We start from the raw sequence: 14579 nt of genomic DNA, 5'->3' as shown, positions 1-14579 counted from the left end.
AGGCTCATGCGGGTCGGAGTGGTATTCCCGCAAACCGAAATCGGCGCCGACGCCGGCGCGGTGCGCGCCTACGCCGAGCACGTCGAGGGACTCGGCTTCACCCACCTACTTGCCTACGACCACGTCGTCGGCGCCGACCCGGCGATCCACACCGGCTGGGCCGGACCCTATGACCTGTACAGCACGTTCCACGAGCCGCTGGTGACGTTCGGCTTCCTCGCGGCGATCACCATCTCGCTGGAGCTGGTGACCGGCATCGTGATCCTGCCGCAGCGCCAGGCCGTTCTGGTGGCTAAGCAGGCCGCCGAGGTCGACCTGCTCAGCGATGGGCGGCTGCGCCTCGGCGTCGGATTAGGCTGGAACACGGTGGAATACGAGGCGCTCGGCGAAGACTTCTCAAACCGCGGTAAGCGCTGTGACGAGCAGGTCGACGTGATGCGCCGGCTCTGGACCGAGCCGTCGGTCACCTACCGCGGCACCTATCACCAGATCACCGGGGCCGGACTCGCGCCGCTGCCGATTCAGCGACCGATCCCGGTGTGGTTCGGCGCGTCCTCGCCGCGAGCCTGCCGGCGCGCCGGCCGTCTCGGCGACGGCTGGTTTCCCATGGTGGGTCCCGGCCCGGACCTCGAGCGGGCACGGCAGGCGGTGCGGGACGCGGCAATCGAAGCGGGCCGAGACCCGGCCGGTATCGGCATGGAGGGCCGTGCCTCGTGGCGCGGCAACCCCGATCGGCTCGTCGAGGAACTCCGCCGCTGGGCCGACGCCGGCGCCAGCCACGTCTCGATCAACACGATGGGCGCGGGGTTGGCGTCGGTCGACGACCACCTGACCGCGTTGACGCGGGCCGCCGAAGCCGCAAGAGCGCTCGACGGCTGACGAAATTGGCGGCGAGGGTTGTCAAAATGGCAACGACGGCTCATCCTCTAGCCGAGCGCGCGTGAGGAGCTGTCGATGACGCAAGCCGAAACCACCGCTTATCCCGTCCGCGTTCGAGGCGACCTCGATCCCGCCCTATCGCGATGGCAATGGCTGATCAAATGGATCCTGGCCATTCCGCACTACATCGTGTTGTTCTTCTTGCACATCGCGGTCTTGGTGGTCACCGTGATCGCCTTCTTCGCGATTCTGTTCACCGGCAAATATCCCCGCGCGTTGTTCGACTTCAGCGTCGGGGTCAAGCGGTGGCGTTGGCGGGTCACGTTTTACGCGCTGACCGCGCTGGGCACCGACGAGTACCCGCCGTTCAGCCTGCAGCCCAACGCCGAGTATCCGGCCGATTTGGAGGTCGACTATCCGGAGCGGCTGAGTCGCGGCCTGGTGCTCGTCAAGTGGTGGCTACTGGCGATTCCGCACTATCTGATACTTCTGGCCTTCTTCACCGGAGGCTGGCGGTTTCTCATGGTCAACCCGGACGAGGTCGTCGGCTACGACTTGCCGCCGTTGATAGCGATCCTGTTGGTGATCGCCGTGCTGGGCCTGCTGTTCACCGGCCGCTACCCGAAAGGGTTGTACGACTTCGTGATCGGGATCAACCGGTGGGCGATTCGGGTCCGGGCCTACAGCGCGTTGATGCGCGACGAGTATCCGCCGTTTCGTCTCGACATGGGGCCGCGCGAGTCCGAGCCCGCGCCAGTGAACGAAACCCCTTGAGCTGCTTGGTGCGCCACCGCCGGCATCAATGAAAGTGCGCTGTTGTGTGACAGTTTGAAAACAGGTTTTGCGCGTCCCGCGTTTGATCTGGAATCGCCGCACGTTGAGAGCTACAGTGTGGCGATCGTAGGTTCGTCGGGGCCCGCTGGAGGGTTGCCATCTGCGATAGCACGCCGTTGTAACGGAGTCTCGCAGGTGGGATATGTCTTTTGTCTACGTCCACCACTGAAACCGGCTTCACGGCCGCTGATATCTGCTAAAACACCGATAAGCGTGCCAAGCAACGCGCACGGGAGGCCGGCGTGAGCGGATTCACCGACACCATGTTCGCCAATGCTCTGACCAGTCGAAATGGAATGACGACTGGCGAACCAGTCTCTCCGGTGAGGCACACCTGGGCCCAGGTGCACCAGCGGGCGCGCCGGGTAGCGGGCGGTTTGGCGGCTGCCGACGTCGGGCATGGCGACGCGGTCGCGGTATTGGCAGGTGCTCCCGTCGATATCGCGCCGACGGCCCAGGCGCTGTGGATGCGCGGGGCCAGCCTCACGATGCTGCATCAGCCCACGCCACGCACCGACCTACAGTCCTGGGCGATCGAGACGGCGGCGGTAATCGGGGTGATCGGGGCTCGGGCCGTGGTCATCTCCGACCCGTTCATGGCGGCGGCTCCCCTGCTGACCGAGTTGGGTATGCGCGTGCTCGGCGTCGACCAATTGCTTGCGGCAGATCCGGTCGATCCCGTGGAAACGTGTGACAACGATGTGGCGCTGCTGCAGCTGACGTCTGGCTCGACGGGCTCGCCGAAGGCGGTTCGGATCACCCACCGCAATGTGGTGTCCAACGCCGAGGCGATGTTCAGCGGAGCAAAGTACGACCTCGACAACGACGTCATCGTGAGCTGGTTGCCGCTGTTCCATGACATGGGGATGACCGGATTTCTCACCGTGCCAATGTATTTCGGCGCCGAGCTGGTGAAAATCACCCCGCTGGACTTCCTGCGCGACATACTGCTGTGGGCCAGGCTGATCGACAAGTACAAGGGCACTATGACCGCCGCTCCCAACTTCGCTTATTCGTTGCTGGCCAAGCGATTACGCAAGCAGAGCACGCCCGGCCAATTCGACTTGTCGAGCCTGCGGTGGGCGCTGTCGGGCGCAGAACACGTCGAGCCGGACGATGTGGAAGATTTCTGTGCCGCCGGTGCCCCTTTCGGGCTGCGGCCGCAGGCCATTGTGCCCGCCTACGGCATGGCCGAAACTACGGTGGCCGTGTCGTTTTCGGAGTGCGGCGCCGGCCTGAGGGTCGACGAGGTTGACGCCGACTTGCTTGCGGTTCTTCGCCGCGCCGTTCCGGCAACCAGGGGCAAGACGCGCCGGCTCGCCTGTCTGGGGCCGTTGCTGGCGGGTCTGGAGGCACGCATCGTCGACGATGACGCCAACGTGTTGCCCGCCCGCGGTGTCGGAGTGATCCAGGTCCGTGGCCAGCCGGTCACGTCCGGTTACACCACGGCGGCAGGTTTTGTCGCCGCACAAGACGACCAGGGCTGGTATGACACCGGCGATCTTGCCTATCTGACCGAGGATCGCCAGGTCGTGGTATGCGGCCGGGTCAAAGACGTCATCATCATGGCCGGCCGCAACATTTACCCGACCGACATCGAACGGGCAGCCGAGCGCGTCGACGGTGTCCGTCCCGGTTGCGCGGCCGCGGTGCGGTTGCACGCCGGGCGGTCGCGGGAGACGTTTGCGGTCGTGGTCGAGTCGAACGCCTTCGACAATCCCGCCGAAGTGCGGCGCATCGAGCGCCAGGTGGCCCACGAGGTGGTCGCCGAGGTCGAAGCACGACCACGCAAGGTAGTGGTGGTTGCTCCGGGAATCATTCCCAAAACACCGTCGGGCAAGCTGCGTCGCTCCTACGCGCTCTCGCTCGTCGGCTGATCGGCTCCTACGGCGCCGGCGCCCCGGGGTTGGGTGGCGGCGGCGGTGCGGGTGCCGGAGCAGCATCGTCAGGTACCCCGTGCAGGCGGTTGAGCAGCTTCGTCAACAGCGGGTGCGGATCGGGCTCCGGCGGCGGCGCGACAGGCGGCGGTGGCACCGGGGCCGGGACCGGCTCGGCGGCCGGCACGTTGACCGGTTGGTCTGCCGACGCGACGGTTTGTGGCTCGGCGGGCGCCGCGGCGACGGCCGGCTGCTGCGGCGGCTCCGGTTCCGGCGCCGCCTTCGGAGCCGGTGTCTCGACTTTGGCCGGCGGCGGCGCAGGCGCCTTGGCCACCGGGGCCGGCGTCGTCTTGTGAACCATCTGCTTCACCGGCCCGGCCGGCTTGTCGGGAAGCAGTCGCGGGCCCACCGCCAGCGACACCGACGCCACCAGCGTCACCGCGCCGGCCACCAGCATGGTCAACGCGCCGGCGTAGCCTCGTGGCCGTGAAGGCACGGGCGCCCCGCTGACTGCCGCAATCGACTCGATCAGCGGGGCATCGGTGAAGTCGGTCGTCTGCGCCGATGCCAGGGCTGCGCCGCGGGCGAGGGCCAGCGGCGTGCCGCTTTGGGTGAACACCGGTACCGGCAGCGCATTCTCCAGCTGCCACGAGAGCGCATCGAGGTCGTGATCGGGGCCGACGACCACCACGCCACCCGGTTGCCAGGTGCTCCGGTCGAACATCGCGGTCAGCCACACAGTGAGCCGATCGGCGCCTCCCTCCAGCTGTTTGACGGCGGTTTTGCCCTGGCCGTCGGAGTCGTCGACCATCACCACGGTTGTCGACTCGCCCTGCAGGAGGCACACCGCGGCCTTGTCATAGCCGACGACGGGCGCGATGCCGCGCGCCAGCGTCTCGGCGGCCTCGACCAACCGGATCGGCACGACGTTGTCGAACCCCGCCTCGGTCAACGACTCCAAGAGCAGCGCGGCCTCGGCCGCGGCGTCGTCGGTCCACGTGACGCCGACGACATGAAGTCGCTGATCGCGCCGCGCCGCCGCGGCTTGGGCCTCTAACACCGCCGCAGTCGCTTGCTCGCAGGTGGTGGCCACGCGCATCCCGCCGCCGGTGCGCACCGCGAAGTCGTCGTGATCCACGATGGCGCCGTCGGCGTGGCGGCCTTCGACCAGCACCCAGCCGCCGGCGGTCGGCGTCAGCGACAGCCCTAGTACCGTATCCAAATTCGCACCTCAATCGTGCCCCTACCTGCGACGTCACCGTTCAAATAGCGGTGGTTCGCAGCGCCCGGACGGGACCGGGGCAATGTGGTCGTCGTCGGCGTACCCGGGGTGAGCCTACGCGGGCGTCGCGACATCTGCTGAAGGGCATCGGCCAACGCGTGGCGGCACACGTAGCCATAACAGCCGCTGCGCGTCGCCCAGCACGGACGCTGAGCAGGTGATTGTCGCCGATACAGCGTCGCGACATGTTTGCGCTGTGATCGACATATGGACTACCACACGGTAAGTTCTGCCAAGGGCGCGCGACGGCATACGACAAGGGGCACGGTATGACAGACGTGAGCAAGAAGGTACGGGGCTGGGCGCGGCGGCTGACGATCGCCGCGGTGGCGGCCGCCGCACTGCCAGGCCTGGTCGGCCTTGTGGGTGGAGCCGCGACCGCCGGGGCCTTCTCCCGGCCCGGTTTGCCGGTCGACTACCTGCAGGTGCCGTCGGCCGCGATGGGCCGAAACATCAAGGTCCAGTTCCAGAGCGGCGGAGCCAATTCCCCGGCCGTCTATCTGCTCGACGGCTTGCGTGCCCAGGACGACTACAACGGCTGGGACATCAACACCCCCGCCTTCGAGTGGTACTACCAGTCCGGCCTGTCGGTCGTGATGCCCGTCGGTGGGCAGTCCAGCTTCTACACCGACTGGTACAACCCGGCGTGCGGCAAGTCCGGCTGCCAGACCTACAAGTGGGAAACCTTCCTGACCAGTGAGCTGCCCGGATACCTGGCGTCCAACCAGAACGTCAAGCCGACCGGTAGCGCCGCGGTCGGAATCTCCATGGCCGGCGCATCGGCGATGAACCTGGCGATCTACCACCCGGGACAGTTCATCTACGCCGGTTCGCTGTCCGGCTACCTCAGCCCGTCGACCGGACAGAGCTGGATAGGCCTGGCGATGAATGACGCCGGCGGCTACAAGAAGGAAGACATGTGGGGGCCGGACAGCGACCCGGCATGGGTGCGCAACGACCCCACGGTCAACGTCGGCCAACTCGTCGCCAACAACACCCGGCTCTGGGTCTACTGCGGCAACGGCACTCCGAACGAACTGGGCGGGGCCAACCTCCCGGCCACGTTCCTCGAGAGCAACTTCATGATCGGCGGTAACAAGAAGTTCGAAGAGGCTTACAACGCCGCCGGCGGTCACAACGCCGTGTTCAACTTCCCGCCCTACGGCACGCACAGCTGGGAGTACTGGGGAGCCCAGCTCAACGCCATGAAGCCCGATCTGCAGAGCAGCCTGGGCGCAGGCGGAGGCGGTGGCTAAACCACGCGCGAGCAGAAAGCTGCGCTTGACGGTGATCCGTCAAGCGCAGTTTTTGTTGGCCCACACCCCTTTCCGAACACGTCCGACGCGCGCACAATCGGAAAAGCGAGGAAAATAGCTCGACCCAAGAAGGAAGGTTCTGCGCGATGAAGGCCAAGGTTGGCGATTGGCTGGTCATCAAGGGGACGACTGTTGCACAGCCAGACCATCGTGGCTTGATCATCGAGGTGCGTTCGCCCGACGGGTCACCGCCCTACGTGGTGCAGTGGGCCAGCGACCATGTGGCGACGGTGTTTCCCGGTCCCGACGCTCTCGTCGTCTCACCCCAGGAGATGGAGGCCGCCGAAACCCGCACCCGGGCGCCGGCCGGCGCGTAGCGGCCGATACCGGGTCATTGAACCCGGTCGGTGACGTCGACCCAGGCCGTTGTGTCGCGGCGGTGGTCGTTCATGTTCCGGCACTGTCCGTAAAGACGCGCGACTCCGAGGTTGGGATAGTCGTCGTCGCGGTACAAAATCGCGGTGACGCCGTCCTTGTTCAGGGTTTTACCGAACACGTGCTGGTTGGAGGCCTGCCCTTCGGTCCAGCCGTGCTCGACCATGGCCGTGCCGATGTCCTGGAAGTAGGTGTCGGCGCGGGCGGCGGCGGGCACGGTGAAGTTCAGGTAGACCGCACCCTGATACGGCGGGTTGTCGCGGTCCTTGCAGGACATCAACAGATAGCCCGCGGTCGGCTTCTCCAAGTGCGCTACGTCGACGAGATGCCTTGCCTGCTCGACGACTTCGCTCTCGCTTTGCTCGTCGGAGACCGGCTGCGCGGGTCGGTCAAGGTCGGCAGGAGACGAATGAAGCCTGCCCACCGCCAGGAATGCTCCGCCCAGCACCAGCGAAATCGACAACGCGCCGGCAAGCAGGGCCCGAGCAGCCGGCGAGCGAAGCCATGGTGGTTGGACTGCGGCCACGCCCCAGGCTAACTCGGATTGCCGGCCCGGCTAGCCGCCGAGCGCCGCGATGAGCTCCTTGATCTTGGCCGCCTCGTCGTCGGTCGGCGTCTCGTCGGCTTCGAGTGCGTCGAGAAGCTCCGCCGTCAGCCCGGCGCCGTTGGCGGTTTCCTGCGCGGACAGTTTGGCCCGCCTGCGTGTGACGTACAACTGCTGACCCAACGTCGCCCCGGGTGCTTCCGCGACCCGCTCCATCAGGTCGTCGTATTGGGTGCGGACCCCGCTGAGCGCCACGATGACCGACGGCGTCGACCTGCCTCGGGACGCCGCCTTGGTGAGCGCCGCCTGCAGCTTGCGCAGACCGGACAGGATCACCCCCGCGCGGCCGGAGAACTCGGGATCGCTGGAGTCTGGCAGGGCCTCGATCGATGCGGTGAACATCTGCATTGCCGCCTCGACCAAGCTGACAATGACGGGAGCCTCACCGTCATCCAGCGCGCCGTCGCCCTTGAATCGATTCATGTTGTCGGGGGCCTCACTGATCTCCGTGTCGATGGTGATCACTCCATGTGGAACGTGGTGGAGGACGTCGAAACGCTAGCGCGTCTCGAGCGTCGATACAAGGGTCGGCACCACGGCGGCGCTATCCGGCCGCCGATTGCGTCGAACACCGAGAAGTCCGTTTACAAGTCCCCGACCGATTTCCGCTCTTGTGCAGGTGCCTTATAGCGGCCAAAGTGAATATATGACGGACCAGAAATTGATCGAGCACTGGATTCAGGGCTGTATGGTGCAGCGGATCATGTTCCGCGACGGTCTCGTGCTGAATCTCGAGGATTACAACGAACTCGTCATCTCCGCGCCGCTGCGGCTGACCCTGCCGGCCACCCCCACCGCACCCAGCGGGGTCGTTTTCATCGATCCGAATGACCCGGCTGAGCAGGAGCGGCCGCTGTTTGACTTCGCCGGGGCGACGTGCACCGAGGTGCGCTGGGACGACGCCGGGGATTTGCACCTGGAGTTTTCCGACGGCCACCAGATCGACGTGTCACCCGACGAGAACGTGACGGCGTGGGAACTCTACGGCAAGTACCACGGGTATGCCGCTTGCCTGGCCGGCGGGAAAGTGCGGGTGGTGCGCCACGACATGCCGGAAAATTTCGACGACCAGTAGCCCGGTGGATTTGCGTCGGCAGTCCTAAGCAGCCTGCCGTCGGACATTCCCGACGTAAACCCGGGATTGGTTTGGTTTTTGTTTGTCGCGACGTTTTATCGCCGCGCAATGGGTCGCCGATCGGCGCAAGACATGCTTGGATCAGCCTATGCAAGGGTCGGCGACGGTTCATATGGCAGCATCAGCGGAGAAGATCTGGAATCTGATTGCGGATGTCCGCAATACCGGTCGGTTCTCTCCCGAGACGTTCGAAGCAGAGTGGCTCGACGGCGCCACCGGTCCCGCGCTCGGCGCGCGATTCCGCGGGCACGTCCGGCGCAACGAGATCGGGCCGGTGTACTGGACCACGTGCCGGGTCACCGCCTGTGACCCGGGACGGGAATTCGGCTTCGAGGTGCTCGTCGGCGATCGGCCGGTGAACACCTGGCACTACCGGCTGTCGCCCAGCGGGGACGGCACCGACGTGACCGAGTCGTTCCGGCTCGCCTCGTCGCCGCTGACCAGTCTGTATTACTGGGTATTCGGCGGCTGGCTGCGCCAACGCCGCAACATCCGGGACATGACGAAGACGCTGCAACGCATCAAGGAAGTGGCCGAAAGCGAGTGACGGTCGTGAAATCGGTCTTCATTACCGGTGCCGGCAGCGGTATGGGCCGCGAGGGCGCAAAGCCGTTCCACCGCAACGGCTGGCGAGTCGGCGCCGTCGACCGCAACGGCGACGGCATGGTGTCTGCCGGAAATGGAGGCGCGGCGTGAAAGACAGGGTGCACTGGCTGGCGCTGCACGGGTTCGTCCGCGGACTCGCCTCCGTCGCCGCCCGGCGAGGTGACCTGCAGTCCCGGCTGATCGCCGATCCCGCTGTCAAGGCCAACCCCGTGCCCTTCTACGAGGAGATCCGGCGCCGCGGGCCGTTGGTGCGAACCCGTATCGGGCATCTCACCGCGGACCACGCGGTGGCCCATGAGCTTCTGCGATCCGACGATTTCCGGGTGCTCTCGATCGGATCGAACTTGCCGGCGCCGCTGCGCTGGCTGGAGCGCCACGCCCGCGACGACCTGCTGCACCCGCTGCGGCCACCGTCACTGCTGGCCGTCGAGCCGCCGGAGCACACCCGCTACCGCAAGACCGTGTCGTCGGTGTTCACCCCCAGGGCTGTGGCCGCATTGCGGGACCGCGTCGAAGAGACCGCGACGGCGTTGCTGGATCAGCTTGCCCGCGAGCCGGGTGTCGTCGACGTCGTCGACCGATACTGTTCCCAGCTGCCGGTCGCGATCATCAGCGACATCCTGGGCGTGCCCGATCGGGACCGGAGCCACATTCTGGAGTTCGGCGAATTAGCGGCGCCCAGTTTGGATTTCGGGCTGTCGTGGCAGCAGTACCGACAGGTGCAAGCGGGTATCGCGGGTTTCAACCGCTGGCTGGCCGAGCATCTGCGCCAGCTGCGGCGAACTCCCGGTGACGATCTGATGAGCCAGCTGATCAAGACCGCCGAAAGTGGTTCTGCCGAAACGTATCTGGATGAGCGCGAACTTCAGGCAACCGCCGGGCTGGTGTTGGCCGCCGGGTTCGAAACCACGGTGAACCTGCTGGGCAACGGGATCCGTATGCTGCTGGATAAGCCCGAGCATGTGCAGACCCTGCACCAGCGCCCGCAGCTGTGGCCCAACGCTGTTGAGGAGATCCTGCGGCTGGAATCGCCGGTTCAGCTGACCGCGCGGGTGGCTCTGAAGGACACCGAAGTGGCCGGAACGCCCGTCATGCGCGGCGCGCTGGTGGTGATCTATCTCGGTGCCGCCAACCGCGACCCCGCCGTCTTCGACGAGCCCAACCGCTTCGACGTCGAACGGCCCAATGCCAACCGGCATCTCGCGTTTTCCGGTGGCCGGCACTTCTGTCTGGGGGCGGCGCTGGCCCGGGCCGAAGGCGAGGTCGGGTTGCGGACCTTTTTCGAGCGCTTCCCCGAGGCGCGGTCGGCGGGTGAGGGCAGCCGGCGCGACACCCGGGTGCTGCGGGGCTGGTCGTCGCTGCCAGTGGCGCTGGGCCGGGCGCGGTCGATGGCTGCGCGCTAGCTGTTACGCGAGGCCGTCCGGGTCCGCGAGCGGAACAACGATGTGCGACGGGGTGGCCCCACCTTGATGGACCTGATAGTGGCCGCCGGCCAGGGCTCGCCGCGACGGCTTGGTGGGCACCAGGTTCGGGAAGTCGTAAGTGGTCAAGGTAAGACACAACCGGTGGTCCGGAGCGATCAGCGCGGCGGTGGGAAAGATCTCGACGTCGTAGCGGGTCAGCTCGCCCGGGACAACGGGCTGCACGGCCGCTCGGGTGCTCAGGTGATGCGGGCGCAGCACGGTGCCGTCGTCCAGGTACCAGGTGCGGTCCGGGTCCAGAGCGCGATGCGAGCCGAGCAGCGCGCCCTGCGTCAGCGGCCGGCTGGCCCCGTCCGGCGCGACGTCGTCCAGGTAGGCCACCCATAGCGTCTCCGTCGTGTCGGCAGTCGCGTGCAGGGTCAGGGTGATCGGTCCGGCCAGCAGCGTGGGCGAGTCGAACGGCTCGGTGGTGTAGGTCAGCGCTCCGCGCTGGAGCCGACGGCTGTCCAGGTCGTAACGAATCCGCCCGCCGCGCTGGGCGGCGAAGAAGCTGTTCAGGCCCAGGGTCCACTGCTCGAGGCTCCGGCCCGCCAGCGGACCCCGCGCCTTGTAGTTGAGTGTCACAGCACATTGGTCTTCGACGGGTTCGCGGGTCAAGCGGCTTTGCGGGGACAGGTAGAAGCGGGTGGGCGTCGCCTCGGCAACCGGATAATCGCGAGCGTGAAACCACTGCGAGCTTCCGATGGCCTGAAAAGTGAACGGGGAACCGGTCATCGCCGCGTCGGGATCGTCCTTCAACCAGTGGTCGAACCAGCGCAGCTGCAGCGAATTCAGGTGCAGACCACCGAAATTCGAAACGTGGTACCACGGCCCCATCAATAGCCGAATTTTCTCCGACACCGGCTGCCCCGGTTTCATCGGCGAGTGCTCCGCCCGGCCGGCGAATGCATTCTGCAGCGTGGCGTAGTTGAGCGGTGCGCCGCGCTGGAAGGCGTCGTGCCAGCCGCCGACCAGAAACACTGCTACACCGTTTGCGGCGATGTTCCCGACGACGGCATCCGGACGCATTGCGTCCCAGAAGGTTCCGTCATAGGCCACCTCGCCGCCTTTCATGGCGTCGGCGACCAGCGGCCCGAAGTAGCGGCGCTGATCGCGGCCGCGCTGCCGCACCGCCGTGAGTCCTCCGGACCGGGGCCGCGGGTGCCCACCGGGGGCGAGCAGCTCCAGCGTCGGGTTGACGACGTTGAGCAGCGTGTAGACCGCCCCGTACGCCCGGATGGTGCGCAAGTGCGGCACGCCGCCCATCGCTGCGGCGTCGCGGTAGAAGTCGTTCGCGGCCATCACCGGGAAGATCGCCTTCAGCGGCGAGTCCGGCCCGACCGCGGCGGCGGTGAACAGCTGGTTGATCGCCAGGTAGGAGATACCGAACATGCCGACCCGGCCACTGGAGTTGGGCAGTGTCGACGCCCAGTTGACCAAGTCGACGCCGTCCTGGGTCTGCCGGTCGCCGAACATTTCGAACGAGCCGCCGGAGGCGCCGGTGCCGCGGACGTCGACCATCGCCTCGATGTAGCCGCGCTTGATCAGGTATGGGGTCGCGCCGCCGCCGATCTGGGCGGCCGGTGGCGGGGCCTTCTTGCCGTACGGCGTCACCGACAGCAACACGGGAAACGGCCCGGTTGCGGCCTGCCCGGTCTGCGGGTCGGTCGGGTAATGGATGTCGGCGCGCAGCACGATGCCGTCGCTCATGGGGATCTCGACGTTGTGCCGCACGCCATGCCCGTAGACCGCGGGCCCCGGCGTCCACGGCGAGAACGGCGACGGACTTTCCTTGCGGGCGCGTACCGTCGCGGCCCGGCCGGCCACCGCTGTCGCGCCGAGAGCTGCCAGCGCCAACCCGGCCCGCCGGGCCAACCGCAGTCCCCTCGTCTTGGGCATCGCTTTCCTCCCGCATCGTCGGTTTCCCAGACTGTAGAGCGCGCCCTTAATGGACACGTGTCCAGTGACTGGTTATATTGCCGGCTGTGAGCTTCGACACGATCATTCGCAACGGCCGCTGGTTCGACGGCACCGGTGCGCCATCGGCGATCCGCAACATCGGCATCCGCGACGGCCGAGTCAGCGCGGTCACGCCGCACGACCTCGAGGCCGCGGGATGCCCGCAGGTGATCGACGCGACGGGCAAGTGGGTGCTGCCCGGCCTGCTCGACATCCACACCCATTACGACGTCGAGGTGCTCGACGAGCCCGCATTGCCCGAATCGGTGCGCCACGGCGTGACGACGGTGATGGTGGGTTCCTGCTCGCTGTCGACGATCCACGTCGACGGGGTGACCGCGGGCGATCTGTTCGGCCGGGTCGAGGCGATTCCGCGGGAGCACGTCATCGCCGCGGTGGACAAGCACAAAACCTGGAGCAGCTGCGACGAGTACGTGGCCGCACTGGAGGCGTTGCCGCTGGGCCCCAATGTGGCCGCGTTCATCGGGCACTCCGACATGCGCGCCGCCACAATGGGTCTCGACCGCGCCACCCGTAAGTCAGTGCGGCCCACCAAGGCCGAACAAGCCCGGATGGAGCAGATGCTGGCCGAGGCGCTGGCCGCCGGATTTGTCGGAATGTCGTCGCAGCAACTGCTTTTCGACAAGCTGGACGGCGACACCTGTCGGTCGCGGACCTTGCCGTCGACGTATGCCAAGCCGCGAGAGCTGCGCCGGCTGAAGTCGCTGCTGCGCCGCAGCGGCCGGGTTTTTCAGTCCGGACCCGATATCACCAACCCGCTCAATCTCGGGTCGCAGGTGGCCCAGTCGCTGGGCGTGTTCCGCAAACCGCTCAAGACCAGTCTGCTTTCGGCCGCCGACGTCAAGTCCAACCCGTTCGCCATCCATGTCCTGGGCCCGCTTGCCCGGCTGGTGAACCGGTTCGGCGCCGACTTCCGTTGGCAGCATCTGCCGGTGCCGTTCGAGGTGTACGCCGATGGCATCGATCTGGTGGTGTTCGAGGAATTCGGGGCAGGCGCAGCGGCGTTGCATCTGCGCGACGAGCTGGAACGTAACGCGTTGATGCGTGACGAGGATTACCGCCGGTGGTTCCGCAAGGACTACGACAGCAAGTTCGCCATGCGGGTGTGGCAGCGCGACTTCTTCGACGCCGAGATCGTTGACTGCCCGGATCCATCGGTGATCGGGAAGTCGTTCGGCCGAGTCGGCCTTGGCCGCGGCGGGCTGCACCCGGTCGACGCGTTCCTGGACCTGGTGCTCGAACACGGCACCGCGCTGCGCTGGCGGACGACGATCTCCAACCACCGGCCGCACGTGCTCAAGAAGCTGGCCCGTGAACCCGGTGTGCAGATGGGCTTTTCCGACGCCGGAGCGCATCTGCGCAACATGGCGTTCTACAACTCCGGGTTGCGGCTGCTGCGTCACGTCCACGACGCCGAGAAGGCCGGCCGGCCATTCATGACGATCGAGCATGCAGTGCACCGGCTGACCGGCGAGCTGGCCGACTGGTTTCAGCTTGACGCGGGGCATCTTCGCGAGGGCGACCGTGCGGACCTGGTTGTGCTCGATCCCGAGCGGCTGGACGCCTCACTCGAACAGTACGCCGAGGCGAAAATCGAGCAGTTCGACGGGATGTCGCGAATGGTTAACCGTAACGACGACACCGTGAACGCCGTCTTCGTCGGCGGGCAGGCGGTGTTCCTGGACGGCGCCGCCACCGCGGTGCTCGGCAAACAGCGCACCGGCAGCTTCCTGCGCGCCAAGACCACTACTCCGATCACGAAAGGTGAACTGGCCCATGCAAGTTGACGACGTAGTGCTCGGACTGTGGCGAGCGCTGTCGCGGCGGGACTGGGATGCGGTCAAGACGTTCCTGTCGCCGGACTGCGTCTATGTCGACATGCCGGTGGGACCGGCCCTGGCGGCGCGGGGGCCCGAAGACATCGTCAAACGGCTCAAGGTGGGCCTGGAGGCGCTGGCACACTACGAAAACCACGACGGTCTGCTGGTGTCCAACGGCGCCGACGCGATGTACGAGCACTCCGAGACGTGGAAGTGGGCCAGCGGCGAATCGGCGTTGCTGAAGTTCGTCAGCGTGCACCGGGTCGAAGACGGCAAAGTAACGCTGTGGAAAGACTATTGGGACATGGGCAGCATGACCGCGCAGGCCCCGCCGACGTGGTTGGAGGACCTGGCGGGCACCGACACGTCGTGGATATTCGACGCGACGGGCCTGATCTAAGGGCGATCGCA

The 14579-nt window shown here is 66.6% G+C and carries 14 protein-coding genes and 1 pseudogene; 11 read left to right on the top strand and 4 right to left on the bottom strand.

Features of this window, described 5'->3' with window-relative positions; genetic code table 11:
- The first annotated feature begins 6 nt into the window (after positions 1–6).
- The 3 genes from AWB95_RS02745 (at position 7) to AWB95_RS02735 (ending at position 3590) form a co-directional block, all read left to right on the top strand.
- Positions 7–879, top strand: a complete 873-nt coding sequence (locus AWB95_RS02745; protein WP_062539389.1) for an LLM class F420-dependent oxidoreductase — start codon at positions 7–9, stop codon at positions 877–879.
- A gap of 75 nt (positions 880–954) precedes the next feature.
- Positions 955–1653: a DUF4389 domain-containing protein gene (locus tag AWB95_RS02740; RefSeq protein ID WP_062539388.1), complete on the top strand. Its 699-nt coding sequence runs from the start codon at positions 955–957 to the stop codon at positions 1651–1653.
- A 302-nt stretch (positions 1654–1955) separates the two neighbouring features.
- On the top strand, positions 1956–3590 hold the full coding sequence (locus tag AWB95_RS02735; protein ID WP_062539387.1) for a fatty acyl-AMP ligase: 1635 nt from the start codon (positions 1956–1958) through the stop codon (positions 3588–3590).
- A 7-nt stretch (positions 3591–3597) separates the two neighbouring features.
- On the opposite strand, the gene AWB95_RS02730 is transcribed toward AWB95_RS02735, so the two are convergent.
- The gene (locus AWB95_RS02730; protein WP_085167605.1) at positions 3598–4812 is read right to left on the bottom strand and encodes a DUF7159 family protein; all 1215 of its coding nucleotides are present in this window, start codon (positions 4810–4812) and stop codon (positions 3598–3600) included.
- Between the two features lie 329 nt (positions 4813–5141).
- On the opposite strand from AWB95_RS02730, the gene AWB95_RS02725 reads away from it, so the two are divergent.
- Complete coding sequence (locus AWB95_RS02725; RefSeq protein ID WP_062541009.1) at positions 5142–6128, top strand: esterase family protein; 987 nt, start codon at positions 5142–5144, stop codon at positions 6126–6128.
- Between the two features lie 146 nt (positions 6129–6274).
- On the top strand, positions 6275–6505 hold the full coding sequence (locus AWB95_RS02720; protein ID WP_062541008.1) for a DUF1918 domain-containing protein: 231 nt from the start codon (positions 6275–6277) through the stop codon (positions 6503–6505).
- A gap of 14 nt (positions 6506–6519) precedes the next feature.
- Here the strand turns inward: AWB95_RS02720 and AWB95_RS02715 are convergent, their stop codons facing one another.
- Positions 6520–7089, bottom strand: coding sequence for a hypothetical protein (locus tag AWB95_RS02715; protein WP_180275946.1), 570 nt, complete (start codon positions 7087–7089; stop codon positions 6520–6522).
- A gap of 30 nt (positions 7090–7119) precedes the next feature.
- A complete protein-coding gene (locus AWB95_RS02710) occupies positions 7120–7590 on the bottom strand; it encodes a hypothetical protein (RefSeq protein ID WP_062541012.1) in 471 nt (156 codons plus the stop codon).
- 223 nt (positions 7591–7813) lie between these two features.
- Between AWB95_RS02710 and AWB95_RS02705 the strand changes: the two genes are divergently transcribed.
- The 4 genes and pseudogenes from AWB95_RS02705 to AWB95_RS02695 all read left to right on the top strand — a co-directional run bounded on the left by AWB95_RS02705 (position 7814) and on the right by AWB95_RS02695 (position 10311).
- Positions 7814–8242 (top strand): DUF6188 family protein, encoded by a 429-nt coding sequence (locus AWB95_RS02705; protein WP_062541007.1) that lies wholly within the window; start codon positions 7814–7816, stop codon positions 8240–8242.
- Between the two features lie 148 nt (positions 8243–8390).
- On the top strand, positions 8391–8849 hold the full coding sequence (locus AWB95_RS02700; RefSeq protein WP_062541006.1) for an SRPBCC family protein: 459 nt from the start codon (positions 8391–8393) through the stop codon (positions 8847–8849).
- 5 nt (positions 8850–8854) lie between these two features.
- Positions 8855–8974, top strand: a pseudogene (locus tag AWB95_RS22875) (SDR family NAD(P)-dependent oxidoreductase); the annotation flags it as partial.
- Positions 8975–8994: 20 nt separating this feature from the next.
- A complete protein-coding gene (locus AWB95_RS02695; protein WP_062541005.1) occupies positions 8995–10311 on the top strand; it encodes a cytochrome P450 in 1317 nt (438 codons plus the stop codon).
- A gap of 3 nt (positions 10312–10314) precedes the next feature.
- On the opposite strand, the gene AWB95_RS02690 is transcribed toward AWB95_RS02695, so the two are convergent.
- Complete coding sequence (locus AWB95_RS02690; protein WP_062541011.1) at positions 10315–12078, bottom strand: CocE/NonD family hydrolase; 1764 nt, start codon at positions 12076–12078, stop codon at positions 10315–10317.
- Positions 12079–12353: 275 nt separating this feature from the next.
- On the opposite strand from AWB95_RS02690, the gene AWB95_RS02685 reads away from it, so the two are divergent.
- The gene (locus tag AWB95_RS02685) at positions 12354–14135 is read left to right on the top strand and encodes an N-acyl-D-amino-acid deacylase family protein (protein WP_062541004.1); all 1782 of its coding nucleotides are present in this window, start codon (positions 12354–12356) and stop codon (positions 14133–14135) included.
- Positions 14125–14568, top strand: a complete 444-nt coding sequence (locus AWB95_RS02680) for a nuclear transport factor 2 family protein (RefSeq protein ID WP_062541003.1) — start codon at positions 14125–14127, stop codon at positions 14566–14568. Before AWB95_RS02685 ends, AWB95_RS02680 begins: the two co-directional genes overlap by 11 nt.
- Positions 14569–14579 lie beyond the last annotated feature (11 nt).

The sequence above is a fragment of the Mycobacterium celatum genome (genome assembly GCF_002101595.1).
In the GTDB taxonomy this organism is placed as follows: domain Bacteria; phylum Actinomycetota; class Actinomycetes; order Mycobacteriales; family Mycobacteriaceae; genus Mycobacterium; species Mycobacterium celatum.
Note: the sequence above shows the minus strand (reverse complement) of the source record. Positions and strands in the feature narration are given on the sequence as shown.

Coding starts and splice junctions, on each gene's coding strand:
- AWB95_RS02700 (WP_062541006.1), top strand. CDS start 8,391: ATGCAAGGGTCGGCGACGGTTCATATGGCAGCATCAGCGGAGAAGATC.
- AWB95_RS02690 (WP_062541011.1), bottom strand. CDS start 12,078: ATGAGCGACGGCATCGTGCTGCGCGCCGACATCCATTACCCGACCGAC.
- AWB95_RS02710 (WP_062541012.1), bottom strand. CDS start 7,590: ATGAATCGATTCAAGGGCGACGGCGCGCTGGATGACGGTGAGGCTCCC.
- AWB95_RS02725 (WP_062541009.1), top strand. CDS start 5,142: ATGACAGACGTGAGCAAGAAGGTACGGGGCTGGGCGCGGCGGCTGACG.
- AWB95_RS02705 (WP_062541007.1), top strand. CDS start 7,814: ATGACGGACCAGAAATTGATCGAGCACTGGATTCAGGGCTGTATGGTG.
- AWB95_RS02680 (WP_062541003.1), top strand. CDS start 14,125: ATGCAAGTTGACGACGTAGTGCTCGGACTGTGGCGAGCGCTGTCGCGG.
- AWB95_RS02740 (WP_062539388.1), top strand. CDS start 955: ATGACGCAAGCCGAAACCACCGCTTATCCCGTCCGCGTTCGAGGCGAC.
- AWB95_RS02745 (WP_062539389.1), top strand. CDS start 7: ATGCGGGTCGGAGTGGTATTCCCGCAAACCGAAATCGGCGCCGACGCC.
- AWB95_RS02720 (WP_062541008.1), top strand. CDS start 6,275: ATGAAGGCCAAGGTTGGCGATTGGCTGGTCATCAAGGGGACGACTGTT.